Annotated in this window: 24 protein-coding genes; 17 read left to right on the top strand and 7 right to left on the bottom strand. The window is 36.6% G+C overall.

Going from position 1 to position 25,507, the window contains the following annotated elements; genetic code table 11:
• Window positions 1-41: 41 nt before the first annotated feature.
• On the top strand, window positions 42-767 hold the full coding sequence (gene pdaB, locus AC1DS7_RS22325; protein ID WP_002066634.1) for a polysaccharide deacetylase family sporulation protein PdaB: 726 nt from the start codon (window positions 42-44) through the stop codon (window positions 765-767).
• Between the two features lie 37 nt (window positions 768-804).
• On the opposite strand, the gene sspO is transcribed toward pdaB, so the two are convergent.
• The gene (sspO, locus tag AC1DS7_RS22320) at window positions 805-954 is read right to left on the bottom strand and encodes a small acid-soluble spore protein O (RefSeq protein WP_002033549.1); all 150 of its coding nucleotides are present in this window, start codon (window positions 952-954) and stop codon (window positions 805-807) included.
• 289 nt (window positions 955-1,243) lie between these two features.
• On the opposite strand from sspO, the gene acnA reads away from it, so the two are divergent.
• Both acnA and AC1DS7_RS22310 read left to right on the top strand, forming a co-directional pair.
• Window positions 1,244-3,967, top strand: coding sequence for an aconitate hydratase AcnA (acnA, locus tag AC1DS7_RS22315; protein ID WP_016100845.1), 2,724 nt, complete (start codon window positions 1,244-1,246; stop codon window positions 3,965-3,967).
• Window positions 3,968-4,036: 69 nt separating this feature from the next.
• Entirely contained in the window at window positions 4,037-5,752 is a 1,716-nt protein-coding gene (locus AC1DS7_RS22310; protein ID WP_215588416.1) for an ABC transporter ATP-binding protein, read from the top strand.
• Window positions 5,753-5,774: 22 nt separating this feature from the next.
• Here AC1DS7_RS22310 and AC1DS7_RS22305 read toward each other — a convergent pair whose 3' ends face one another.
• The 3 genes from AC1DS7_RS22305 to AC1DS7_RS22295 all read right to left on the bottom strand — a co-directional run bounded on the left by AC1DS7_RS22305 (window position 5,775) and on the right by AC1DS7_RS22295 (window position 8,306).
• Window positions 5,775-6,107 (bottom strand): YmzC family protein, encoded by a 333-nt coding sequence (locus AC1DS7_RS22305; RefSeq protein ID WP_080118260.1) that lies wholly within the window; start codon window positions 6,105-6,107, stop codon window positions 5,775-5,777.
• Window positions 6,108-6,118: 11 nt separating this feature from the next.
• Window positions 6,119-6,331 carry a hypothetical protein gene (locus AC1DS7_RS22300; protein ID WP_476999222.1) on the bottom strand — a complete coding sequence of 71 codons (213 nt, stop codon included), beginning with the start codon at window positions 6,329-6,331 and terminating at the stop codon, window positions 6,119-6,121.
• A 619-nt stretch (window positions 6,332-6,950) separates the two neighbouring features.
• Window positions 6,951-8,306 carry an RNA-guided endonuclease TnpB family protein gene (locus AC1DS7_RS22295; protein ID WP_476999221.1) on the bottom strand — a complete coding sequence of 452 codons (1,356 nt, stop codon included), beginning with the start codon at window positions 8,304-8,306 and terminating at the stop codon, window positions 6,951-6,953.
• A 485-nt stretch (window positions 8,307-8,791) separates the two neighbouring features.
• Between AC1DS7_RS22295 and AC1DS7_RS22290 the strand changes: the two genes are divergently transcribed.
• From AC1DS7_RS22290 to sspN, 4 genes are all read left to right on the top strand, one after another.
• Window positions 8,792-9,367 (top strand): TlpA family protein disulfide reductase, encoded by a 576-nt coding sequence (locus AC1DS7_RS22290; protein WP_002128499.1) that lies wholly within the window; start codon window positions 8,792-8,794, stop codon window positions 9,365-9,367.
• Between the two features lie 115 nt (window positions 9,368-9,482).
• A complete protein-coding gene (locus AC1DS7_RS22285; protein ID WP_016100849.1) occupies window positions 9,483-10,430 on the top strand; it encodes a 3'-5' exonuclease in 948 nt (315 codons plus the stop codon).
• Between the two features lie 131 nt (window positions 10,431-10,561).
• Window positions 10,562-10,705: an FbpB family small basic protein gene (locus AC1DS7_RS22280; protein ID WP_002014298.1), complete on the top strand. Its 144-nt coding sequence runs from the start codon at window positions 10,562-10,564 to the stop codon at window positions 10,703-10,705.
• 43 nt (window positions 10,706-10,748) lie between these two features.
• Window positions 10,749-10,883 carry an acid-soluble spore protein SspN gene (sspN, locus tag AC1DS7_RS22275; protein WP_000527988.1) on the top strand — a complete coding sequence of 45 codons (135 nt, stop codon included), beginning with the start codon at window positions 10,749-10,751 and terminating at the stop codon, window positions 10,881-10,883.
• Window positions 10,884-10,959: 76 nt separating this feature from the next.
• On the opposite strand, the gene AC1DS7_RS22270 is transcribed toward sspN, so the two are convergent.
• Complete coding sequence (locus tag AC1DS7_RS22270; protein WP_002066644.1) at window positions 10,960-12,252, bottom strand: glycoside hydrolase family 18 protein; 1,293 nt, start codon at window positions 12,250-12,252, stop codon at window positions 10,960-10,962.
• Window positions 12,253-12,361: 109 nt separating this feature from the next.
• On the opposite strand from AC1DS7_RS22270, the gene AC1DS7_RS22265 reads away from it, so the two are divergent.
• On the top strand, window positions 12,362-12,781 hold the full coding sequence (locus tag AC1DS7_RS22265) for an acyl-CoA thioesterase (protein ID WP_002142699.1): 420 nt from the start codon (window positions 12,362-12,364) through the stop codon (window positions 12,779-12,781).
• 77 nt (window positions 12,782-12,858) lie between these two features.
• Here the strand turns inward: AC1DS7_RS22265 and AC1DS7_RS22260 are convergent, their stop codons facing one another.
• Window positions 12,859-13,149 carry a HesB/YadR/YfhF family protein gene (locus AC1DS7_RS22260; protein ID WP_002033558.1) on the bottom strand — a complete coding sequence of 97 codons (291 nt, stop codon included), beginning with the start codon at window positions 13,147-13,149 and terminating at the stop codon, window positions 12,859-12,861.
• Between the two features lie 109 nt (window positions 13,150-13,258).
• Window positions 13,259-13,855: a glycerol-3-phosphate 1-O-acyltransferase PlsY gene (gene plsY, locus AC1DS7_RS22255; RefSeq protein WP_002014306.1), complete on the bottom strand. Its 597-nt coding sequence runs from the start codon at window positions 13,853-13,855 to the stop codon at window positions 13,259-13,261.
• A gap of 225 nt (window positions 13,856-14,080) precedes the next feature.
• On the opposite strand from plsY, the gene AC1DS7_RS22250 reads away from it, so the two are divergent.
• The 9 genes from AC1DS7_RS22250 to AC1DS7_RS22210 all read left to right on the top strand — a co-directional run.
• Window positions 14,081-15,937 (top strand): anaerobic ribonucleoside triphosphate reductase, encoded by a 1,857-nt coding sequence (locus AC1DS7_RS22250; RefSeq protein WP_002033560.1) that lies wholly within the window; start codon window positions 14,081-14,083, stop codon window positions 15,935-15,937.
• Complete coding sequence (nrdG, locus tag AC1DS7_RS22245) at window positions 15,934-16,386, top strand: anaerobic ribonucleoside-triphosphate reductase activating protein (protein ID WP_002137702.1); 453 nt, start codon at window positions 15,934-15,936, stop codon at window positions 16,384-16,386. The genes AC1DS7_RS22250 and nrdG overlap by 4 nt, the downstream gene beginning before the upstream one ends.
• Window positions 16,387-16,404: 18 nt before the next feature.
• Complete coding sequence (locus AC1DS7_RS22240) at window positions 16,405-17,082, top strand: response regulator transcription factor (protein ID WP_002014310.1); 678 nt, start codon at window positions 16,405-16,407, stop codon at window positions 17,080-17,082.
• A gap of 203 nt (window positions 17,083-17,285) precedes the next feature.
• Window positions 17,286-18,527 (top strand): S1C family serine protease, encoded by a 1,242-nt coding sequence (locus tag AC1DS7_RS22235; RefSeq protein WP_002014311.1) that lies wholly within the window; start codon window positions 17,286-17,288, stop codon window positions 18,525-18,527.
• 79 nt (window positions 18,528-18,606) lie between these two features.
• Window positions 18,607-19,020, top strand: a complete 414-nt coding sequence (locus tag AC1DS7_RS22230; RefSeq protein ID WP_002014313.1) for a CoA-binding protein — start codon at window positions 18,607-18,609, stop codon at window positions 19,018-19,020.
• 378 nt (window positions 19,021-19,398) lie between these two features.
• A complete protein-coding gene (gene parE / locus AC1DS7_RS22225; RefSeq protein ID WP_002087772.1) occupies window positions 19,399-21,363 on the top strand; it encodes a DNA topoisomerase IV subunit B in 1,965 nt (654 codons plus the stop codon).
• Between the two features lies 1 nt (window position 21,364).
• Window positions 21,365-23,788 carry a DNA topoisomerase IV subunit A gene (parC, locus tag AC1DS7_RS22220; protein ID WP_002014315.1) on the top strand — a complete coding sequence of 808 codons (2,424 nt, stop codon included), beginning with the start codon at window positions 21,365-21,367 and terminating at the stop codon, window positions 23,786-23,788.
• A gap of 423 nt (window positions 23,789-24,211) precedes the next feature.
• Window positions 24,212-25,243, top strand: a complete 1,032-nt coding sequence (locus tag AC1DS7_RS22215) for an oxidoreductase (RefSeq protein WP_002128492.1) — start codon at window positions 24,212-24,214, stop codon at window positions 25,241-25,243.
• Window positions 25,244-25,305: 62 nt separating this feature from the next.
• Window positions 25,306-25,507, top strand: a 202-nt coding sequence (locus AC1DS7_RS22210) for a transposase (RefSeq protein ID WP_476999220.1), incomplete at its 3' end; no start/stop codon positions are given.

Raw genomic sequence — 25,507 nt, 5'->3', positions numbered from 1 at the left:
GTTGTTGTGAATTCAACAACCTCATTACTTTTAGTGCTACTATGCTGAAACGAAAAATTATTCTATCAATTTTTTCTTTAATTTGTGCAGTACATATATTTCAAGTGGACAAAGTGGAAGCTAAAATGTTGTTAAGAAAAGAGCTAGAGCCAACTGGCTATGTAACATGGGAAGTGCCAAATAATGAAAAAATTATTGCAATTACATTTGATGATGGACCGGACCCAACTTATACACCGCAAGTATTAGAGTTATTACGTCAATATAAAGCGGAAGCGACTTTTTTTATGATTGGCTTTCGAGTTCAGCGTAATCCGTACTTAGTAAAGCAAGTGTTGAAAGAAGGGCATGAAATCGGAAATCATACGATGAATCATTTGTATGCTAGTAATTCATCAGATGAAAAATTAGAACATGATATTTTAAATGGAAAGAAATATTTTGAAAAATGGGTGAAAGAACCTTTATTGTTCCGTCCACCAGGTGGATATATTAATGATGCTGTATTTACTACGGCAAAAAAAGCTGGGTATCAAATTGTTCTATGGTCATGGCATCAAGACCCTCGTGATTGGGCGAATCCAGGTACAGAATCCATAGTAAATCATGTTGTGAAAAATGCTAAAAGTGGAGATATTGTACTGTTGCACGATGGAGGAAGTGATCGTAGTCAAACAGTGGCGGCATTAGCAAAAATTTTACCTGAACTGAAAAAGCAGGGTTATCGATTTGTAACAGTTTCGGAGTTGTTACGTTATAAACATTAGAGAAAATCCCAAAAGGTATACCTTTTGGGATTTTTCGTTACTGATTCTTTTTGCGTTTCTTATTATTTTGTCGCTCTGCCGGAGTTAAAGGTTCATTTGCGAACTCTTCATTATAGCCAGTTCCTTGCCCTTGGGCGGATGCAGCATTCATTCCTGAAATAATATGATTGGCTTTTCGTTTACCCATTTTTCTCACCTCTATAATGTTTTTTATAGACGAACCATGAGTCGTTCATAGCATATATGAACGTAAAGTAAAACGCTGAAAGAGTGCTTTACTTTATAGTAATAGTATTAATAAAGAGCATGGACACTATTCAAATTTAGAAAGATAAAGAAAACTTATGATAATCCATAAGTTTCTTATTATTTACTTATTTAGAAAGTTGTAATAAGATATTATCGTAAGGTATTGAAAAGTTTGTCTACATTTTATATTCAGACAAATTAGTCACGTTTAACAGGGGGGAAACATAATGGTCAAACATAATCCATTTCAATCACGTGCAACTTTTGAACTAGATGGAAAGACGTATCATTATTATCAATTGAAAGCGCTTGAAAACGCAGGGGTTGGCAACGTATCTCAATTACCATATTCCGTGAAAGTTTTACTTGAATCTGTACTTCGTCAAGTAGACGGACGCGTAATTACAGAAGAACATGTTACAAATTTAGCGAAATGGGGAACGAAAGATGTTCAAGATATCGATGTTCCGTTTAAACCATCTCGCGTAATCTTACAAGACTTCACAGGTGTTCCAGCTGTTGTAGATTTGGCTTCGCTTCGTAAAGCAATGGCAGATATGGGCGGAGATCCTGATAAAATTAATCCAGAAATTACTGTAGACCTTGTAATTGACCACTCTGTACAGGTTGATAGAGCGGGTACAGCGGACTCGCTTGCATTCAACATGGACTTAGAGTTTAAACGTAATGAAGAACGTTATAAATTTTTAAGCTGGGCACAGAAATCATTTGATAACTACCGTGCAGTTCCACCAGCAACAGGTATTGTACACCAAGTAAATCTTGAATATTTAGCACCGGTTGTTCATGCGGTGAAAAATGCTGAAGGTGACTTAGTTGCATACCCAGATTCATTAGTTGGAACTGACTCACATACAACAATGATTAATGGTATTGGTGTTCTTGGATGGGGCGTTGGTGGTATTGAAGCAGAAGCAGGAATGCTTGGACAGCCTTCATATTTCCCAGTACCTGAAGTAATCGGTGTGAAATTAACTGGTACACTTCCAAGTGGTACAACAGCAACTGATGTTGCATTAAAAGTAACACAAGTGTTACGTCAAAAAGGTGTAGTTGGTAAATTTGTTGAGTTCTTCGGTAGTGGACTAAAGAGCATGCCTTTAGCTGACCGTGCAACAATTTCAAATATGGCACCAGAATACGGTGCAACTTGTGGATTCTTCCCAATCGACGATATTTCATTAGAATACTTACGTTTAACAGGTAGAGATGAAGAGCAAATTCGCGTTGTTGAAGAATATTGTAAAGCAAACGGTTTATTCTATACAGCAGATAGTAAAGATCCAATCTATACTGATCTTGTTGAAATTGATTTAAATACAATCGAATCTAACCTTTCTGGACCGAAACGTCCGCAAGATTTAATCCCGCTTTCAAATATGAAAGAGGAGTTCCATAAAGCTGTTGTAGCACCAGTTGGAACACAAGGACTTGGATTCAATGAGCAAGAGTTTGATAAAGAAGTGAAAGTTACATTGAAAGATCAAGAAGTAACGATGAAAACAGGTGGAATTGCAATCGCTGCAATTACAAGCTGTACAAATACGTCAAATCCGTACGTGTTAATTGGAGCAGGGTTAGTTGCGAAGAAAGCAATTGAAAAAGGACTTAAAGTACCTGGTTACGTAAAAACATCGTTAGCACCAGGATCTAAAGTTGTTACAGAGTACTTAGATAAGTCTGGTTTAACAACGTATTTAGATCAATTAGGTTTCCAAACAGTTGGTTACGGCTGTACGACTTGTATCGGTAACTCTGGTCCATTAGCAGAGGAATTAGAAGAAGCAATCGCAGCAAATGATTTATTAGTAACATCTGTTTTATCTGGTAACCGTAACTTTGAAGGTCGTATTCATCCACTTGTAAAAGCAAACTACTTAGCATCACCACCACTTGTTGTGGCATATGCACTTGCAGGTACTGTTGATATTGACCTGAAAAATGATGAAATCGGTAAAGATGTAAATGGTAATGCTGTTTACTTTAATGATATTTGGCCAGCAGCTAAAGAAATTGAAGATGTAGTTCAAAGTGTTGTTACATCTGAATTGTTCAAAAAAGAATATGCGCAAGTATTTAACAGCAATGAGCGCTGGAATGAAATCCAAACTTCAAATGAAGCTTTATATACTTGGGATAATGATTCAACATACATTCAAAACCCACCGTTCTTCGAAGGATTATCTAAAGAGCCAGGTGAAGTTGAAACGTTATCAGGTTTACGCATAGTTGGTAAATTTGGTGATTCTGTAACGACAGACCACATTTCACCAGCAGGTTCAATTGGTAAGCACACGCCAGCTGGACGTTATTTACTAGAAAACGGCGTACAACCAGTCGACTTTAACTCTTACGGTTCTCGTCGTGGTAACCATGAAGTTATGATGCGTGGTACATTTGCAAACATCCGTATTAAAAACCAAATCGCACCAGGAACAGAAGGCGGATATACAACATATTGGCCAACTGGTGAAGTAACATCTATCTATGATGCTGCTATGAAGTATAAAGAAGATGGCACAGGCCTTCTAGTTGTTGCTGGTAAAGACTACGGTATGGGAAGTTCTCGTGACTGGGCTGCGAAAGGTACAAACTTATTAGGTATTAAAGCAGTAATCGCAGAAAGCTTCGAGCGTATTCACCGCAGTAACTTAGTGTTAATGGGCGTATTACCATTACAATTTAAAGATGGCGACAGTGCTGAAACATTAGGTCTTGTTGGTGACGAGTCATTTGAAATTCAAATTGACAAAACAGTTAGACCACGCGATCTTGTAAAAGTAGTTGCAATCGATGCAGAAGGAAAAGAGAAGCAATTTGAAGTAGTAGCTCGTTTCGATAGTGAAGTTGAAATTGACTACTACCGTCACGGTGGTATCTTGCAAATGGTTCTTCGTTCGAAAATCGAAGAGTCTAAAGTGTCAAACTAAATAATTGAAATGAATGATAAGGAAGCTAACATTTGTTAGCTTCCTTGCTTTATGTACAGAGGGAAAGGGATGAAACCATTTGGTTTCATCCCTTTCCTTTTATTATGCAAAATTGGGGGAATGACAATGAATGAGTATAGAAGAATAATGTTGCCGCTGTTGCAAGAAAAGCTATTGCTAATTAGTGCGATTTGTAGCGGAATAGTAGCTGCCATTTTAAATTTATCCCGTCCGCTATTTATGGGGCTAATTGTAGATAACCTTATTCAGCGGGAGTTAAAAGGTACGTATGTATATATTGCTTTGTTTGCGGGGAGCCGCTTTTTGATGTGGGTGAACAATCTGTTATTTGATTATGTAAGCTCAAAAGTAAGCCAGCGAATATTACGAGAGAAGCGTATAGATGTATTACGTCATTTTTTCTTATTACCATTTGAAGAAAGTGAGAAGGTAAAACAAGGGGAGTTAGAAACATTAGTCGTTTCTGATATTCCGAATTGGGTAAGGTTATATGGATCTATATTAATAGAATACATCCACGCCATTGCACAATTTATTGGTGCGTTCATAGCTCTACAACATATCGATGTACAGTTCATATGGTGGATAACCCCGTTTTTATTTTTAAGTGCAATTGTTCCAATGCCTATGGGGGGAAAAGTAAGAAATATTGCAAGTATCGCTCAAAAAAATCAATCAAGTGTTGTAGAGATGATGTCACAGTTTGTAAAAGGTATACAAGATTTACGTAGTTTACAAAAAGAAAAATGGGCAATTCATTTGTTTAAAGGAGTGACGGCACAATCTTATAAAACAGAAGTAAGGAAGACGATGATACAACATTGTATTGGGATAGTTGGAACGGTAATAGAAACAGGAGCATATATAGTTGTTCTTATTATAGGAGCAAAAAAAATAATAAAAGGGGATATGGAAGTCGGTTCGCTTGTGGCGGTATTAGCTACAATTGAGATGTTATTTTTCCCCGTTCGTTATGCGAGTGATTTATTGATGATGACACAAGTTGCTATTGCTTCGGCAAATCGAGTTTTTGGCTTTTTAGATATACCGGCTGAATACAGAAATGTAGAAAGAGCGATGGGAATGAAATTAACAAACGTTTCATTTCAAGAGAACGGTGAAGAGAGATGTAGAATTAAAAATATACATTTGCAAATTAATCCTGGCGAACTCGTTATTATTGTGGGGGAAAGTGGTGCAGGAAAAACGACGCTTTTAAAATTAATCACGGGTTTATATAAACCATCTAATGGTAGTATTGCTTATTACGGTAATAAAGCTCGTATGACTACCATATGGCAGGAACCTCGTTTTTTTCGGACGACAGTAAAAGAGAATATGTATTTTGGGGAAGGGGTCTTAGAAAAACAGTTAGAAAAAAATATTGAACTTGTAAATGCGAAGTCAATTATTAGGAGTTTATCTAAAGGGATTCAGACTGTACTACATAAAAGCGGTGAAGAGTTTTCGGGAGGAGAGAGAAAGCGTCTTGCGTTATTGCGAGCGATTGTATCAAATCCGAATCTCATTATTCTAGATGAACCGACTGCGGGATTAGATCTGAGCAATCAAGAAGTGGTTTGGAATATGCTTAAAGGGCTAGGGGGGAATGTAACGAGAATTGTGACGACACATGATGTTGAGAGGGCGATGATAGCGGATCGAGTTGTGGTCATGAAGAATGGAATTGTTGTGGAATGCGGGGATCCTAGAGAATTATTAACGTGTAAGTCATTGTTTAAAGAGATGCTAATAAAAAGATAAGAGCTATATAGCGCTCTTATCTTTATTCACTCTTATTAAGTTGATACGTATAAGACTCAGTATCGTTAGTGCTAAACTCTTTGACTAGAGTAAGTTGATTTGTATCCGGATTATATTTGAAAATTTTGACCGTACGTTCGCTACTTAGTGATGAATTATATTCTTGAATAGCAAATGTATTTTCAGCAATCTGTGTCATATTACTGGTTGAAACGTTTTCTACGGCATCATGATTTGTAGAAATTTCAACAACTCTTTCACCGTTGAAAAATAAAAGAACGATTACTAAAACAACTAAACATATTCGTATATAGCGAAGTTCTTTACTTATAGGATGTTCTCCCAAAATAATCATCCTTTCTATAACTATTGTATAGTAGTGGTAGTCATCGTGAAGAAACTAAGAATACCGAGACCGGCTAAAAGGATAAATGAGATTAAAGCGATAAAGAGACAACTACGCCCAACTTGCTTTTTTTCAGGATCTTTACTGAAGAGCGAGATGATCCAAGTGATAATCCCGATTGGGGAAAATATAAAACTAAGAATATATAATAGTATTTTTTCAAATAGATTCATAAAAATCCCCCTTTTTGAAAGTTCTACATGTGCAGTTTTCTTCGTATTAGCGCTAGCGTTATGTAGGAAAGTACAGAATAAACAGCACTATAAACAATCCAAGCGTCTAAGTTTTGTAAAACTAGGTGTATATCAAATCCCGAGACGATAATGAAAAATATAAGTGGAACAGTAAAAGAAATAATAATAGCAGCCCATTTGGATTTATATAGCAAGCCGCTAAAACAAATACATAGTAATGGCAAAGTGAAGAAAACAAAAGTAAAAGGGTTGATAAGTAATTGTAAAATACATATCACCTCGAAAGTTTTGTGTTTATTTCTAATTATATGGTCAACTACCCCCACTAAGATAAAGCGTTTCAGTGGGGGCTTGAGTTAGAACGCTAGGTCTTTTCGTCTATCGCTAGACAGTTGACGCTCTAGAATTCATGCCACCTTATGGTAACACCCCAAGTAAGTTTTTGGTTGGTACTAGAAACGAACAATCGTTTCCCCACTTGCACCACCCTTTCGAAAAAGAGCAGTTCTTCCTTATGGAAGAAGCCACCACTCAGATGAATCCGGCGTGTGCTACAAGCCCCGACAAGTCGAGTACACATGGATGGTTGACGCACCCACTAAGCTATGCGCGAAGCAACAGCCTTACGTGTTTGCACTTCTAATAGAATCGGCGTTTTCACTTTAAGGTTTTCATCCAATTCTACAACTTTTGATTTTTGCAATGTATTCAATGCACCATTAATATCAGCATGGATACATGTTCCTGCTTTACTTTGGTACAGACCACGAGTGATTCGTTTGCCACTAAAGTGATAATGCGTCCTATCCTCCTTAGACCAAACTGGAACCTTATCTTTATCAAGAAAACTAGCTTTTGAAGTATAGCTTTCTTCTTGTTTTAAAAATCGGATGCCTTCTTTTATACATTTATTCTCAATCGCTGCAATCAGTTTATGAAACGGGATTTGAACAAATTTTTGATTATTCTTTTTTCCCATATCAGATTTTTGTTTCCAACCCGCGTTATACCCTACGACAACCGTATCTATGTTGCATGCTTGCACTTTTTTGAACAACAGGCCTACAGTTTGTGAAATGTAACCATTTATTTGTCGTTCTCGTTTATGCCAAAGTGCAGCCATTTGGTTCGTTACAACACGTTTTGAAAGTCCATTTTCCATATTTTTCAGTTGTAGATTACGTATCATTTTGTTGAAGTATTGGTTAATGGATTTAAGTTTTTTTCCATCAATTAAAAATGTATCACCTGTATTTGTCGCACAACTTACTAATCTGTCTACACCTAAATCGCAACTCAAAGCATTACTAGTAGTCGTGGATGGTTTCTTCATTTGAGAAACGTGCATCTCATATGTGTAATGCACCTCAAAGAACCGACCTTTTTGCTTCGGTACAATCTCAATGTAGGAGATTTTTTTATTTCTTACATTTTTAGGCATACGTATTTTAATGGAACCGAATTTTTTCCTGAATGCAACATTCATTGGAATCATCCAATACCCGTTATCATCCACCTTTGGAACTTGATAGATTTCAATAATTCGTTTGTCAGTTGAACGAGAATAATTCGGAAACTTAGGACGACCTGTGAAGGTTTCAGGTTTTTTCTTCCACTGTTCCAATGCTTTAAAAAAGCTTTTTACTTCTGTAAATAAGGCTCTACGAATCGCTTGAACAGAGTTTGATTGGACGCCCGAGTAGTTCATATCGGCTTGCATGGCAGTGTCCACTTCTTTTACAGTAGCCATCTTGTTATTATTCAGATAACTTTGTTTAATCGTGTACAATCCAACATTTCGCAACGCTTTTGAACTATGTGACATGCGTTGCAGTAAGCGGAATTCTTTAGCTGTAAGACAAGCTCGTCCGATATTCTGTTTCTGCGTGAATCGTTGCATGGTTTCTCTTTTCTTTTGTTTCCGTAATACTTTCACTGCTTTCTTTTTAACCATTGTTTTCACCACCTTTCGTAGAGAGTTCATTACTTTTGACAAATCAATATTTGAAACGGAACGGAACAAAATTTGAACATGGCCTTCATCGTAATTCCTTTTGCCTCAAGTAACCAAATGATTATTATTATCCAATTTCGTTGTCTTACGATATATTCCCTCCTTATCTAGGGGCAGATTATATCGTAAGACAAAAGAAACAAATATTCGCCCCGGGAAAATTGTTATGAACGAAACAAAAGCGTTCAACCTACCTTCTGACGGCAATTCATCTCCACCTGAATTGTTGGGTTTCACCCGTAACACAAATCAGATGGAGTCTTCTTGCCAAAAAGGATAAAAAGGGAAATACTTCATCTTAGTTAAAAATATTCCGACTATTTTGAATGTGAATATTTCCAAGCTTGTCCGTATAAGCTAAAATAAGGTATATAGTATTTTGGTGATTATGTAATAAGAAGATAAACACGTAAGGGTGATATAATATGTGGCGGAAGCTTACCATTATTGTAGTGTTACTTTGTTTAGCGGGATATGCAGCTTATGAACAGTTTGGTAAAGAGGATCAAGTAATGCAAGAAAAGCCTGCCAAAAGTGAAGCTGCTATGAAAGAGATTTTCGCAAGGAACGGTATTGAAATTGGAAAGAGCGCACCAGATTTTGAATTAGCAAAGATAGATGGAACGAATGTAAAGTTATCCAATTTAAAAGGAAAGAAAGTTATTTTAAACTTTTGGGCAACGTGGTGTGGGCCTTGTCAGCAAGAAATGCCTGATATGGAGGCCTTTTATAAAGAACATAAAGAAAACGTAGAAATTTTAGCTATAAACTATACTCCTTCAGAAAAAGGAGGGGGAGAAGAAAAGGTAAGGAACTTCGCTAAAGAAAAAGGAATTACTTTTCCTATTTTATTGGACAAGAACATTGATGTGACAACAGCGTATAAAGTAATTACCATTCCAACTTCTTATTTTATTGATACAGAAGGTGTCATTCAAGATAAGTTCATTGGACCGATGACGCAAAAAGAGATGGAGAAACGGATTGCTAAATTAAAATAACGGTGAAAAGGTAGAGGTGGAAAGTTACCATTTCTGCCTTTTCTTTTTCACGTAGTGATAGCAGCATGTTATGATAAAAGAAATATAAACGTTTAGAGGTAAAGGAGTGTTTGGAGTGGGGAATATATCCTTACCGTTAGATTATGTTGTAATTGATTTTGAAACAACAGGATTTAACCCTTATAATGATAAAATTATTCAAGTCGCAGCAGTGAAATATCATAATCATGAACTAGTAGATCAATTTGTTTCTTATGTGAATCCAGAGCGTTCAATTCCGGACCGAATAACAAGTTTAACAGGTATTACAAATTATCGTGTTTCAGATGCACCGACGATTGAAGAAGTATTACCTTTATTTTTAGCATTTTTACATACAAATGTTATTGTCGCTCATAATGCATCTTTTGATATGCGTTTTTTAAAAAGTAATGTAAATATGCTTGGACTACCTGAGCCTAAAAATAACGTTATTGATACTGTGTTTTTAGCGAAAAAATATATGAAGCATGCGCCTAATCATAAACTTGAAACGTTAAAACGAATGCTTGGAATTCGATTAAGTTCTCATAATGCATTTGACGACTGCATTACGTGTGCGGCTGTTTATCAAAAATGTGCAGCGGTTGAAGAAGAAGGAAAAAGAAAAGCGAATAAGGAAGTACTTGATGAAACAGCGGTATTTGAAGCAGTAAAAGAAATGCTTGTACGAAATAAACGTGATATTGAGTGGATTCGTTGTATGAATGTTGGGAGTTATTTAGATATAAAAGCCTTTTACCCAATTATAAGGTTAAAGGTCAAAGGGCGAAAGAAATATGTGTTAACAGAAAAAATGGAAGACGATGTAAGAGAAATTTGTACGAGCTTAACATACGAGGCAGCATTGAAAAGTGAGATTGGCAACACGAGAATTATGATTGACAGTGTAGAGGACATTTTGAAGCTAGAGAGCTACATTGTAGCAGAATACGATTCTGTATTACGAGCGCTGGATGAATATAGAGCAAATAAAGTAAATGCGGATGAAGAAATTAAAAAATATTTAAATACGATGGTGTAAAAAATCCCATGTGCAATATATGCGCATGGGATTTTTTATCAAAACATAAAATTTTCTTGCAAATCTGATTAAAGAGTTTTTCATTTGCTCATACTATGTAATAAGAAAGCGTAGAAGAAAGGGTGAGCAACATGAGAAGAAGTCGCCGTAGATCGTTTGAAGAACTTGTAAATGAAAATAAACAACAATTATTAAGCGATCGTGATGCAATGGATCGAATTGAAAAACGAATTGAAAAACGTTATGAAATGAAACTTTTTAAGCAGGCTGAATAATTCTTAACACTAGTACGATACTAGTGTTAAGGAGGCGATAGTAATGGGTAATCCGAAAAAGAATTCAAAAGACTTTGCACCAAATCAAATTGGAACACAATCGAAAAAAGCTGGTGGCAATAAAGGGAAGCAAATGCAAGACCAAACTGGCAAACAACCAATTGTTGATAACGGTTAAAAAAAGGAGAATGTCATCATTCTCCTTTTTGTGTGTTTGGATAATATTATAAAAATATTTAAAAAGCTGACTTTCGTCAGCCTTTTTTCGTAATTGTAAAGTTTTCAACGAGTAAACGCCAATTTTGTGGGAATGGTAGACCAATCTTCCAGTAACTAATACCGCCAATGCCTTGTTCTTTCATTAAATTGAATTTACTTTGAATAGACCTCGAATCTTCAAACCAAACCTCGTGTTGTACGCCGTTTTCATCAAAGTAATTAAAATGTGGAGCTTGGGCTGTGAAATCATAGCGGATAGGAACATTGTATTTACGAGCAAGTGCAACAGCTGCGACAGAGCTAACTGCTTTTGCGGGTGGATTCCCTTGTTTGAAAGGAAGTTTCCAATCAAATCCATATAAATTTTGCCCCATCATAATTTTTTGTGGGGGCATTTGAGATTTTGCATATTGAAGTACTTCTTTTACAGGACCAATAGGGGAAATCGCCATCGGTGGTCCACCTTGCCAACCCCAGTCGTATGTCATAATGACGACGAAATCAACAATTTGTCCTTGTGCTTTATAATCGTGAGCCTCAAAAAATTTCCCTTTTTGATTTGAGCTCGTTTTCGGTACAAGTGTTGTACTTAATGTGTACCCGCTAGGTAAGCGTGTTTTCACATTTCGTAAAAAACGATTATACGCTTCGCGATCTTCAGGTGCCACACTCTCGAAATCGAAATGAATGTCTCGCATGCCATATTTTTCAGCTGTTTGCAAAATGTTAGTAATAAACTTGTTTTGAATTGTTGCATCGCGTAAAATAACCGAGGTCAGATCGGCACTGAAATTTCCATTTTCAATATTTGTAATAACGAGCATAGGGATGGTGTTACCTTGCGTTGCAATATTAGCGATTTTCGCTGTTTCCGTCGGTTCTTTTAAAGTGCCGTCTCTTTTTGCTTCAAAGCTGAAGTAGGCTAAATATGTTAAAAATGGATTAATAGCACGTGTAGCATTTACTAAACTTTCTTTTATCGGTATTGTTGAAGGCTGTAAATAAGCAATGGATTCTACTGCTCGTTTTGTTCCTTTCGGTATATATAATTGCTGTCCGACATGGAGAATAGATTTTAATGAAAGGTTATTAACTTTAGCTAAACTGGCGAGAGGGACGTTATACGTTTGAGAAATTCGATAAAGGCTGTCACCTGGCTGTACATAATAATTATTGCCTTTTGTATTAACGATAAGTGCCTGACCAACAACGAGTGTTTCAGCTGGATTTAGTCCATTGTCTTTTACAATTTCTTCAGGTGTAGATCCGTACTTTGATGCTAAACCATAAACACTATCACCGCTACGAACAGTTACAATTTGGATCATGTGCTTGCCCCTTTCGGTAAAAGATTCACTGTTTTTATTTTATTTTTGATTCCACTGTATTATGATTAAATGTATGCAAGGTAGCAGAAGTGAAAGAAGGCGAATAGAAATGTTTGTAGCAGAACATGAAGTTGAAATCCGCTATGCGGAAACAGACCAGATGGGTGTTGTTTACCATTCAAACTATTTAGTGTGGCTGGAACTTGGGCGCACTAAACTTATACAAGAATTAGGATTTTCATATGTTGAAATGGAGAAAGAGGGAATTATTTCTCCTGTATTAGACTTGCAAATTTCATATCGTAAAGCGATGCGTTACGGCGAAAAAGCTATTGTGAAAACGTGGGTTGATACTGTGAGCCCGCTCCGCGTTGTATATGGATATGAAATTTATAATAGTGATGGCGAACTTTGTATTACTGCAAGCACGACGAATATTTGTGCGAAAAAAGAAGGTTTCCGCCCTGTATCATTTAAAAAATTATATCCTGAGTGGTATGCGAAATATGAGGAAATTAAAAAGAAATAAAGTGAAACTTTAATCAGTGGGGGTCTTACTACCCGCAAATAGCGGGATAAAAAAAGCGTGGCAGAAGCCACGCTTTTTTATTTTTCATAATTAAATTGAGGGAAATCATCACCGTCGTTAAGTGTAACTAATAAATTATGTCCATCGAAGAACCACTCATCATCGCCTTCAATAAAGAAGTTAATACCTTCTTCTTGAGTTTGAACAGCAGGGTGCGCAGGGTCATCTTTACGAATACCTAAAGAAAGTCCTTTTTGCACAGTACTGCAACCGCCGTATTGTACGAAAAGACGTATTGTTTCACCCGATTGTAAGTTTAATTCGTTTTTATACCATTGTGCTGCTTCTTTTGTTACGGAAAGATTCATGTATAGTTCCTCCAAATTATGTTGCTTTTTCTTTTAGTATAAAAAATAACGCAAAAAGACGCTATTAATATGCTTCACGTTTTCTTTTTGCGTTATGTGGGTTACGATCTTATTTTTGCTTTTTTGAAAAGTTTGCTTTTGGTTCAGTTTTATTTATAATTCGTCCGATATTTGCACGGTGTTTATAAATAACCATACCTGCTAATAAACACATCGCAATAATGAAGATTTTATCCCCGCTAACAATGGATGCAATAACAGCAACGACAGCTGTTATCATAGAAGAAAGTGATACGTATCTTGTTGTAAATAAAAGGCTGAAAAAGACAACAGCTAATATTGCAAAAACAACTGGTGAATAGCATAATAGCACCCCAGCAGAAGTTGCAACTGCTTTCCCCCCGCGGAATTTTGCGAAGATCGGATAGACATGTCCAAGAACAGCGGCTAATCCAAACCATAGTGGGTGAATATCTGACCCGAAAATAATCGGTAGACCTGTTGCTAATGTACCTTTTAAAATGTCAGCAATTGTTACGATAAAACCTGCTTTTTTCCCTAATGTACGGAATGTATTTGTTCCGCCTAGATTACCGCTTCCATGCTCACGAATGTCGATTCCATAACCAATTTTTCCAACGACTAATGCAAATGGAATCGAACCGAGTAGATAGGCAACGATAAATAAAAGATATGTAATAACCATGAGTTCAGTCTCCTTTATACAAATGTGTTGATAAAGGGTAAAAAGAGTTTTTCCCATTTATTGTACCATACATTTGTAAAGAGCACATTTCTTTTTTATAAATGAAAAAGTCATTAATTTTTAAAAAAACTTTCACAGGAATGTTACATTTTTCACAGGAACAGAAGAACTATATGTTGTATGATTTTAATCAAAAGACAACAACATGTTGGTGGAGGGTTATGGATGTTGAAACAAAATGTACGTGGAGAAGAATTAATGAAAGTATTTGAGACAATTATCCACGGTAATGAACAAGATTTAATGCAGGAAAATGCAAATGTAGATGGTCGATCTCCAATGGGAGTAATGGGAACGTTCGCATCTGAGAGCGCAAAGTATTATGCAGTAGAAAAATTATTATCAGATCAAGTGAAAAAAGCGATAGATCAAAATATATTATATCCACATGATTTAGATTTTTATGCAACAGGAACGACGACTTGTTCGCAAATTCCGTTAGCGCAAATGCTAGCTAACGGTTTTCATACTGGACATGGACATATGAGACAACCGCAAGACATTAAAAGTGCGTTGGCGCTTTCTTCAATTATTTTTCAGGCGAATCAAAATATGCAGCACGGTGGTCAATCGTTTGCACTCTTTGATATTGATTTAGCTCCATATGTGAGAAAAACAGTAAAGAGACATAAAAAACGACTACAGTCATATCCGCTTACGAAAGAACAAATAGAGGAATTTGCATGGAAAGAGACAGAAAATGATACGTATCAGGCGTGTGAGGCTTTCGTTCATAATTCAAATAGTATGCATAGTAGGGGCGGGGGACAAGTACCATTTATTTCTATTAATTACGGAACAGACACATCGAAAGAGGGAAGACTTTTAATTAAGCAACTTTTAAAAGCGACGCAAGCTGGACTTGGTAAAGGGGAAACACCGATTTTTCCTATTCAAATTTTCAAAATGAAAAAAGGCGTGAACTTTGAAGAGTGTGATCCGAACTATGATTTATTTGAATTAGCGTTAGAAACGACCGCTGAGCGATTATTCCCTAACTTTTCGTTTTTAGATGCTCCGTTTAATGCTGTGCATTATGATGGTCGACCTGAAAGTGAAGTATGTTATATGGGGTGCCGTACTCGTGTTATGTCTAATATACATGGGGAAGAAACAGCAATTGGAAGAGGGAATTTATCGTTTACTTCTATTAATTTAGTAAAATTAGCGCTAATTAGTGGATCGAAAGAAGCGTTTTTTGAAGCGCTAAGTTATTATTTAGATTTAGGCGTTAAGCAATTATTAGAGAGATTTGCTTATCAATGTACAAAGAGAGCAAGAGATTTTCAGTTCTTATATTCACAAGGTGTATGGCGTGGTGGAGAGACGTTACAACCTGAAGATGCTGTGGCACCGATTTTAAAACAAGGGACGTTAAGTCTTGGTTTTATCGGTCTTGCAGAATGTTTAGTAGCGTTAACTGGAAAGCATCATGGAGAAAATGAAGAATCGTGGAAGCTTGGATATGAAATTATTTCCTTTATGAGAGAGAGCATGGATAAGGCGATGGAAGAACATCAACTCAATTTCTCTGTAATTGCAACGCCTGCAGAAGGTTTATCAGGTAAGTTTGTGAAAAAAGATAGAGAAGAATTTGGTGAGATTAGCGGTATAACGAACCATAATTACTATACGAATTCATTCCATATTCCAGTTTATTATAACATTCAAGCGATAAATAAAATTCGTTTAGAAGGACCTTTCCATGCCCTATGTAACGGGGGACATATTACGTATATTGAACTAGACGGAGCAGCTATGCATAACAAAAAGGCATTAAAGCAAATTGTGCAAGCGATGGCAGAGAATGGCGTTGGGTACGGTTCAATAAATCATCCTGTTGATCGTTGTAAGTGCTGTAGTTATCACGGAGTTATTGGGAATGAATGTCCAAGCTGTGGAAATGAAGATGAGGCTAATATAGAAAGAATTCGCCGTATAACGGGCTATCTTGTAGGAGATATGTCGAAGTGGAATAGTGCGAAACGTAGTGAAGAGATGGATCGGGTGAAGCATAAATGAAAGTTATGAATATCATTCATGATAGTGTAGTAGATGGAGAAGGGTTGCGGACAGTCGTGTTTTTTGCGGGCTGTCCGCATCGTTGTTTCGGGTGCCATAACCCGAAATCTTGGAATGTTTGCAATGGAACTGAAATGACGGTAGAAGAAATTGTGAAAGAGATTGAAAGTAATTCATTAACAGATGTAACATTTTCAGGTGGAGATCCATTCTTCCAAGCTGCTGAAGTGAAAAAAGTAGCAAAAGCTGTGAAAGATTTGAAAAAAAATCTATGGATGTATACAGGTTATACGTTAGAAGAGATACAGAGTTCTCGAAATAATGATATGATAGAGTTGTTACAGTATGGGGATGTTTTAGTCGATGGAAGATTTGAAATCGAGAAAAAAGATTTAACACTTCCATTTCGCGGAAGCTCCAATCAACGTATTATTCGATTGAAAGAGTAAAAAGGCGGGATAGATTATATGAATAAAACAGTATTACTTGTTGAAGATGAAAGAAGATTACGTGAAATTGTTAGTGATTATTTTCGTAATGAAGGCTTTGAAGTAATCGAAGCAGAAGACGGGAAAAAAGCGTTAGAATTATTTGCAGAGCATGAAATTGATTTAATTATGTTAGATATTATGTTACCAGAAATAGATGGATGGTCTGTTTGTAGACGAATTAGAAAAGAATCAGCAGTACCAATTATTATGCTAACAGCACGTTCGGATGAGGATGATACATTACTAGGTTTTGAATTAGGTGCAGATGAGTATGTAACGAAACCATTTAGCCCGAAAGTGTTAGTAGCTCGCGCGAAGACGTTATTGAAACGTGCGGATGGAGCGGTAGGAGTATCAGAAGAAAATACTATGTCTTTAGCTGGAATAGAAGTGAATCGACTATCTAGAACAGTTTTAGTAGATGGTGAAGAAATTATATTGACACATAAGGAGTTTGAACTTCTTGTTTATTTAATGGAGAACAAAGGAATTGTGTTGTCACGTCAACATTTATTAGATCAGTTATGGGGATATGATTACTACGGTGATGACCGAACGGTTGATACACATATTAAAAAACTGCGAAATAAGCTAGGAGATAAGGCGAAGCATATCGGCACTGTTATTCGAGTAGGTTACAAATTCGAAGAATAACCTTTAAGTTACTATGCATCTCGGCTTTGGGATATAGCAAATTTACACTCTCCTTTGTAGGTGGAATGTACAAAAAATACTTTTCTTGTCTACAATGGTAGATAGGAGTATTTTTTTAATTGGATTTCACGATGAGTTCACAAGAAGGACACAAAATGTGACTATACTGAAAGTACGAATTCACCAGGGAGGGGAAATAAAACATGGGATATTACGACGGACCGAATTTGAATGAAGAGCATAGTGAAACGAGAGAAGTGAAAAAATCAGGTAGTAAAAAAGGATATTTTTTCACAGGTTTAGTTGGAGCTGTAGTCGGGGCGGTTTCGATTAGTTTTGCAGCACCGTACATGCCATGGGTGCAAAATAATAATGCAGCTGTTTCGTCATTCAATTCTAATAAACAAGTAGAAGGAACTGTAGTTCCAGTTGTAAATAAAGCGAAAAATGAAACTGATTTACCGGGAATGATCGAAGGCGCGAAGGATGTTGTTGTAGGTGTTATTAATATGCAACAAAGTGTTGATCCATTTGCAATGCAACCGACAGGCCAAGAGCAACAAGCTGGCTCAGGATCAGGTGTTATTTATAAAAAAGCAGGAAATAAAGCGTATATTGTAACGAACAACCATGTAGTAGATGGAGCAAATAAACTTGCTGTAAAACTAAGTGATGGTAAAAAGGTAGATGCAAAGCTTGTAGGGAAAGACCCTTGGTTAGATTTAGCGGTTGTAGAAATTGATGGATCTAATGTAAATAAAGTTGCCACTTTAGGTGATTCAAGTAAACTTCGTGCGGGTGAAAAAGCGATTGCAATCGGTAACCCACTAGGATTTGATGGAAGTGTAACAGAAGGTATTATTAGTAGCAAAGAACGTGAAATTCCAGTAGATATTGATGGCGATAAGCGTGCAGATTGGAATGCTCAAGTTATTCAAACAGATGCAGCGATTAACCCAGGTAATAGTGGTGGTGCGTTATTTAATCAAAACGGTGAAATAATTGGGATTAATTCAAGTAAAATTGCACAACAAGAAGTTGAAGGAATTGGATTTGCTATTCCAATTAATATTGCAAAGCCAGTTATTGAATCCCTTGAAAAAGAAGGAGTGGTGAAACGTCCAGCACTAGGAGTCGGTGTCGTTTCATTAGAAGATGTGCAAGCTTATGCAGTAAATCAATTGAAAGTACCGAAAGAAGTAACAAACGGCGTTGTATTAGGTAAAATTTATCCAATATCACCTGCAGAAAAAGCTGGTTTAGAGCAATATGATATAGTAGTAGCGTTAGATGATCAAAAAGTAGAGAATTCACTTCAATTCCGTAAATATTTATATGAAAAGAAAAAAGTAGGCGAGAAAGTAGAAGTTACATTCTATCGCAATGGCCAAAAAATGACGAAAACAGCTACATTAGCAGATAATTCAGCTACAAAGAATCAATAATCGGAATAAAAGAAAGTCTCTTTCATGTTGAAAGAGACTTTCTTTATCGGATATACTAAAGAAATAGGAGGGATAAATTATGATAATTGAAAACCCAACTCGTACGGAAATTGGTGAAGTATTAAAGAAAAGTAAAACGATTGCAGTTGTTGGATTATCAGATAAGCCAGAACGCACATCGTATATGGTTTCAAAAGCAATGCAAGATGCTGGGTACCGCATTATTCCAGTAAATCCAACAGTAGATGAAGTACTCGGAGAAAAGGCGGTTTCTTCACTGACGGATATTAAAGAACATGTTGATATTGTAAATGTGTTTCGTCGCTCAGAATTTTTAAAGGATGTTGCGAAAGAGTTTGTAGAGATTGATGCAGATGTTTTCTGGGCACAATTAGGAGTACAAGATGAAGATACATATAAACTTTTACAAGAAAAAGGCTACACAGTAATAATGGATCGTTGCATTAAAGTAGAGCATGTAATGACAAAATAGTATAGATTTTAAAGATAGAAAGATTGATTCAGCCCTCGCTTTTTACATAAGTAGGGCGGATGAACGAGGTGTTCATCATGAGATTTTTTAAAGGCTGTTTTTGGGGATTGTTACTTGTTATCCCATTTTGGATATTGATCATTTGGATCATGATAAAGGTTTGGAATGTATAATGTTGGAATACATATCCATTTCTCGTTGACAAACGATTATTTTTCTGAAATAGTAGCCTAGAGGAATCCTTGTGAAAAAAAACAAGGATTTTTCTATTGAAAATAGTATATAAAAGAGATAAGATAACTTGCCAAAACTATAGTCGAGGCGTTATCCTATAATAGAAACATATGTTCTGATTTGATTAGGAAAGGGGCAAGGAGTTTGGCGAAGCATCAGTTCCAATATAATGAAGATGCAATTCAAGTGTTAGAAGGACTTGAAGCCGTTCGAAAACGCCCGGGTATGTATATCGGGAGTACGGATAGCCGTGGATTGCATCATTTAGTATATGAAATAGTAGATAACTCCGTTGATGAAGCATTAGCGGGATTTGGCGACGAAATTTCTGTCGTAATACATAAAGATAATAGTATTAGCGTAATTGATAAAGGGCGAGGAATGCCTACGGGAATGCATAAGCTTGGAAAGCCGACACCTGAAGTTATTTTAACTGTACTTCATGCTGGTGGTAAGTTTGGCCAAGGAGGCTATAAAACGAGTGGTGGTTTACACGGTGTTGGGGCATCAGTTGTAAACGCCTTATCAGAATGGCTAGTAGTAACGATTAAGCGAGATGGTAGCATTTATGAACAACGCTTTGAAAATGGTGGTACTCCTGCAACGACGTTAGAGAAAATCGGGAAAACGAAAGAGTCTGGTACAACGATGCACTTCAAACCAGATACAACTATTTTCAGCACAACAAATTATAATTATGAAACATTATGTGAGAGATTACGTGAATCTGCATTCTTATTAAAAGGAATGAAAATCTCGATAAAAGATGAACGTAATGATTTAGAAGATGTGTTTCATTATGAAACAGGAATTGAGGCTTTCGTTTCATACTTAAACGAAGAGAAAGATTCGATTCATCCAGTTGTATATTTCTCGGGTGAGCAAAATGGAATTGAAGCAGAGTTAGCCTTTCAGTTTAATGATGGTTACTCAGAAAACATTCTTTCGTTTGTAAATAATGTACGTACAAAAGACGGTGGTACACACGAAGCTGGATTTAAAACAGCAATGACACGTGTGTTCAATGAGTATGCTCGTAAAGTTTCTTTATTAAAAGAAAAAGACAAAAATTTAGAGGGTACAGATATTCGAGAAGGATTAGCTTCGATTGTTTCTGTACGTGTACCAGAAGACGTACTCCAGTTTGAAGGGCAAACGAAAGGGAAACTAGGTACAAGTGAAGCTCGTTCTTCAATTGATGCAATTGTATCTGAGCATTTAGCTTACTTTTTAGAAGAAAACCCGGATGTAGCTACACTTCTTGTGAGAAAGGCAATTAAAGCAGCACAAGCACGTGAGGCTGCTCGTAAAGCGAGAGAAGAAGCGCGTACTGGTAAGAAGAAGAAAAAATCAGAAGGTACTTTAAGCGGGAAGTTAACACCTGCACAATCACGTAATCCTCAGAAAAACGAATTGTATTTAGTAGAGGGTGACTCGGCTGGTGGTTCAGCAAAGCAAGGGCGAGATCGTCGTTTCCAAGCGGTGCTACCATTACGTGGTAAAGTAATTAACACGGAAAAAGCAAAGCTTGCTGATATTTTTAAGAATGAAGAGATCAATACGATTATTTACGCAATTGGCGGCGGCGTAGGGAATGAGTTCGCTGTTGAAGATATTAACTACGATAAAGTTGTTATTATGACCGATGCAGATACGGATGGAGCACATATTCAAGTGTTACTACTGACGTTCTTCTACCGTTATATGAAACCACTTATTGAAGCTGGTAAAGTATTTATCGCACTTCCACCTTTATATAAAGTAAGTAAAGGAAAAGGGAAAAGTGAAGTAATTGAATATGCATGGTCTGATGAAGAATTAGGTGGTGTAACGAAAAAGGTCGGTAAAGGCTACATGTTGCAGCGCTATAAAGGACTTGGCGAAATGAATGCCGATCAATTATGGGAAACAACGATGAACCCTGAAACACGTACGTTAATCCGTGTGAAAATTGACGATGCATCAAGAGCTGAGCGCCGAGTTACGACATTGATGGGGGATAAAGTAGAACCTCGCCGTAAATGGATTGAGCGTAATGTACAATTTGGTATGCAAGAAGAAGGAAATATTTTAGAAAATGAAATGATTATGGAGACGGAGGTGGAATAACATGCAGGCAGAGAAGTTTCATGACCTCCCGCTTGAAGACGTGTTAGGTGACCGCTTTGCACGTTATAGTAAATATATTATTCAAGACCGCGCGCTTCCAGATGCGCGTGACGGTTTAAAACCGGTACAAAGACGTATTTTATATTCTATGTATGTAGAAGGAAACGTACATGATAAAGCGTTTCGTAAATCAGCTAAAACAGTAGGTAATGTTATCGGTAATTATCATCCACATGGTGATTCCTCTGTATATGAGGCGATGGTCCGTTTAAGTCAAACTTGGAAAGTACGTAATGTTTTAGTTGAAATGCACGGAAATAACGGTAGTGTTGATGGGGATCCAGCAGCGGCAATGCGTTATACGGAAGCACGTTTATCACCAATCGCATCTGAGTTATTACGTGATCTTGATAAAGAAACAGTAGAATTCGTGTCAAACTTTGATGATACGAGTGAAGAACCTATTGTATTACCGGCAATGTTCCCGAACTTATTAGTGAACGGATCTACAGGGATTTCCGCTGGTTATGCAACAGAAATTCCACCGCATCATCTTGGAGAAGTAATTGATGCTACAATTATGCGTATCGATCAACCGAATAGTTCTGTGGAGGACTTGTTAACAGTTATTAAAGGACCAGATTTCCCTACAGGTGGTATTATACAAGGGATAGATGGCATTAAAAAAGCGTATGAAACAGGTAAAGGTAAAATTATTATTCGCGGAAAAGCAGAGGTTGAAACGATTCGTGGCGGGAAGCAACAAATCGTTATTACAGAAATTCCGTACGAAGTAAATAAAGCGAATCTTGTTAAGAAAATGGATGAATTACGTATAGATAAAAAGCTAGATGGAATTGCTGAAGTACGTGATGAGACAGATCGTACAGGTCTTCGTATCGTTGTAGAATTAAAAAAAGAAGCGAATGCTGAAGGTATTTTAAATTATTTATATAAAAATACAGATTTACAAATTCCATACAACTTTAATATGGTAGCGATAAATAATCGTCGTCCGACACTTATGACATTACCTAAGATTTTGGATGCATATATTGGACATCAGAAAGAAGTTGTTACAAGACGCTCACAATATGAATTAAGAAAAGCAGAAAATCGTCAGCATATTGTAGAAGGTTTAAAGAAAGCATTATCAATTTTAGATGAAGTGATTGAAACGATCCGTGGGTCTAAAGATAAGCGTAATGCGAAAGATAATTTAAGTGCGAAATTTGGATTTACAGAGGCGCAGTCAGAAGCAATTGTTTCACTGCAATTATATCGTTTAACAAATACAGATATTACAGCGCTAGAGCAAGAAGCAGCGGAACTTAGTAAGAAAATTATAGAGTTACAGTCAATTTTACAAAGTGAAAAAAGACTTTTTCAAGTTATTAAAACAGATTTGAAGAGAGTAAAGAAAACATATAGTGATAATCGCCGTGCGATAATTGAAGAGGAAATTGAAGAAATTAAAATCGATGTGGAAGTTATGATTCCGCAAGAAGATGTCATCGTTACTGTAACGAAAGAAGGCTATGTGAAACGAACAGGTTGGCGTTCGCATAATGCATCGAACGGGAAATACTTCGGTATGAAAGAGGGTGACATCTTACTTGAGCGTTTCGATACAAACACGACAGAAACCGTTCTTTTATTTACGAACAAAGGAAATTATATTTATCTTCCTGTGTATGAAATGCCAGAAATTCGTTGGAAAGATTTAGGTCAACACGTTGCGAATCTTGTTTCACTCGAGCGAGATGAATCGTTAATTTGGGCAACAGTCGTACCGAATTTTGAAGAAGAAAAACGATTTATCGTATTTGTTACACGAAACGGTATGATTAAGAAAACAGAATTAAACCAATATAAAGTGCAGCGTTATTCACGGGCATTCGTTGCTGTAAACTTGAAAAAAGATGATGAAGTTGTTGATATATTTGCGACAGATGGGACAAGTGATATTGTTCTTGCAACACATGGTGCATATGCACTTGTATTCAATGAAGAAGAAGTAAGTCCAGTTGGTGTCAGAGCAGCTGGTGTGAAAGCAATTAATTTAAAAGAAGATGACTATGTTGCTTCTGGTAAACCGTTAAATGGTGAAAAAGATCAACTTATTCTCGTTACGCAGCGAGGTGCTGTGAAACGTATAAAGGCATCGGAAATTGAGAAATCAACGAGGGCGAAGCGAGGCCTTGTAATTTTTAAAGAGTTAAAACGTAATCCGTACCGCATTGTCGGTATTGAAATTGTTCGAGATGATGAATTAGTTTACATGAAGACAGAGAAACACATTGTAGAAGAAATTGATCCGAAAGCGTTTCGAAATAAAGACCGGTATAGTAATGGTAGTTTAGTACTAGATGTTAATGATACTGGTGAAGTAATTGAAACGTGGACAAAGAAAAGAACGGAATAAAGTGAAACTTTAATCAGTGGGTTTTTTTCCATCCCCCACTGATTATTAGCCTTCACCAATCGGACTTTTACGGGCAGTTGGTCTCACGCCTAACTTCCCTCGCATTCGCCTTATTTTGAGGTGGGAGTCTTACTGCGCGTTAATGCGGGATAAAGGGAGCATCTTGCTATGAATGATAGTAAGATGCTTTTTTCTAAGCAAATCATTATGTATATAAAAATAATCTTGTTATAATGATGAAATGAAATCGTTCTCATAAAGTGAAACTTTAATCAGTGGGGATTTTCTTTATCCCCACTGATTATTAGTTGAACCAATCGGGTTTTTACGAGCAGTTGATTCCTCACCTAATTTCTTTGCTTTCGCTGAATTTTGAGTTAGGAATCTTACTGCCCGTTAAAACGGGATAAATGGAGGGGCAACATGAAAAAAATAGGTGTAGGGATTGTAGGATTTGGATTTTCTAGTACAACATTTCACATCCCGTTATTACAAACGATAGAAGAATACGATATTCGTGCTATTTTATCATCAAAAGAAGAAGTAGTGAAACAAGCATTACCAAATGCTGAAGTTGTTGGTACAATTGATGAATTAGTAAATCGAGCTGATATTGACTTAGTGGTCATTACTTCGCCGAATACAACCCATTTTCCATATGTAAAAGAAGCAATTGTACACGGTAAGCATGTTGTTGTGGAAAAACCATTCGTTGTTTCAATTGAAGAAGGAGAAGAACTTATTTCATTAGCGAACCGACATAATGTCGTTTTAAGTGTGTATCATAATCGCCGTTTGGATAATGATTTCTTAACGATAAAGAAATTATTACAAGAAAAAAGAATAGGGAATGTATACGCATATGAAGCGCATTTCGATCGTTTCCGCCCACATGTACGCGATCGCTGGAGAGAAAAGAACTTACCAGGATCAGGTATATTATATGATTTAGGATCGCATTTAATTGACCAAGCATTATCATTATTTGGGAAACCAGATGCGATAAGCGCAGATGTAATAAAACAACGACCAGGTGCAGAAGTGGATGATTACTTCCATGTTGTACTTCACTATGGAGTGAAGCGCGTTATTTTACATAGTAGCAGTTACGTAAAGCAAGCTGGACCACATTTTACACTGCATGGAGATAAAGGTTCTATCGTGAAGTATGGTATGGATTCACAGGAAGAACAATTAAAGACTGGAATGAAGCCAGGGGATAATGGTTATGGAGCAGACTCTGAAGAGAATTTTGCTACTTTAGAAACAGAAGAAAGCTTAGAGCGTATTCCAACAGAAGTCGGCTGCTATGACATGTATTATAAAGGCGTGCGAGATAGCATATTAAATGGTGAAAAACTACCTGTAACTGCTCAAGAAGGTTTAGACGTTATTAAATTGATTCAATTGGCGACTGAAAGTAGTGAAACGGGTAGAGTCATTGCGGTAAAATAAAAAAAGACACGAATTGATATTATCCCCTTAAGGTAGACAGTGTAAAAAGACCATGAACAAACATGGATGTTACACTTCTACTTGGAGGGGATTTTATTATGGCTAAAAAAGGGTCTACATTTCAAACTTATTCAAATGAATTAAAGATACAAGCTGTAGAAAGTTTTTTAAACGGTGAGGGTAGTCAATCAGCTATAGCGAAGAAATATGGACTTAAAAGTAGAACGCAATTAATAGAGTGGGTTAGGAAATATCAAGAAACAA

Source organism: Bacillus sp. P4_E1 (assembly GCF_056401715.1).
Note: the sequence above shows the minus strand (reverse complement) of the source record. Positions and strands in the feature narration are given on the sequence as shown.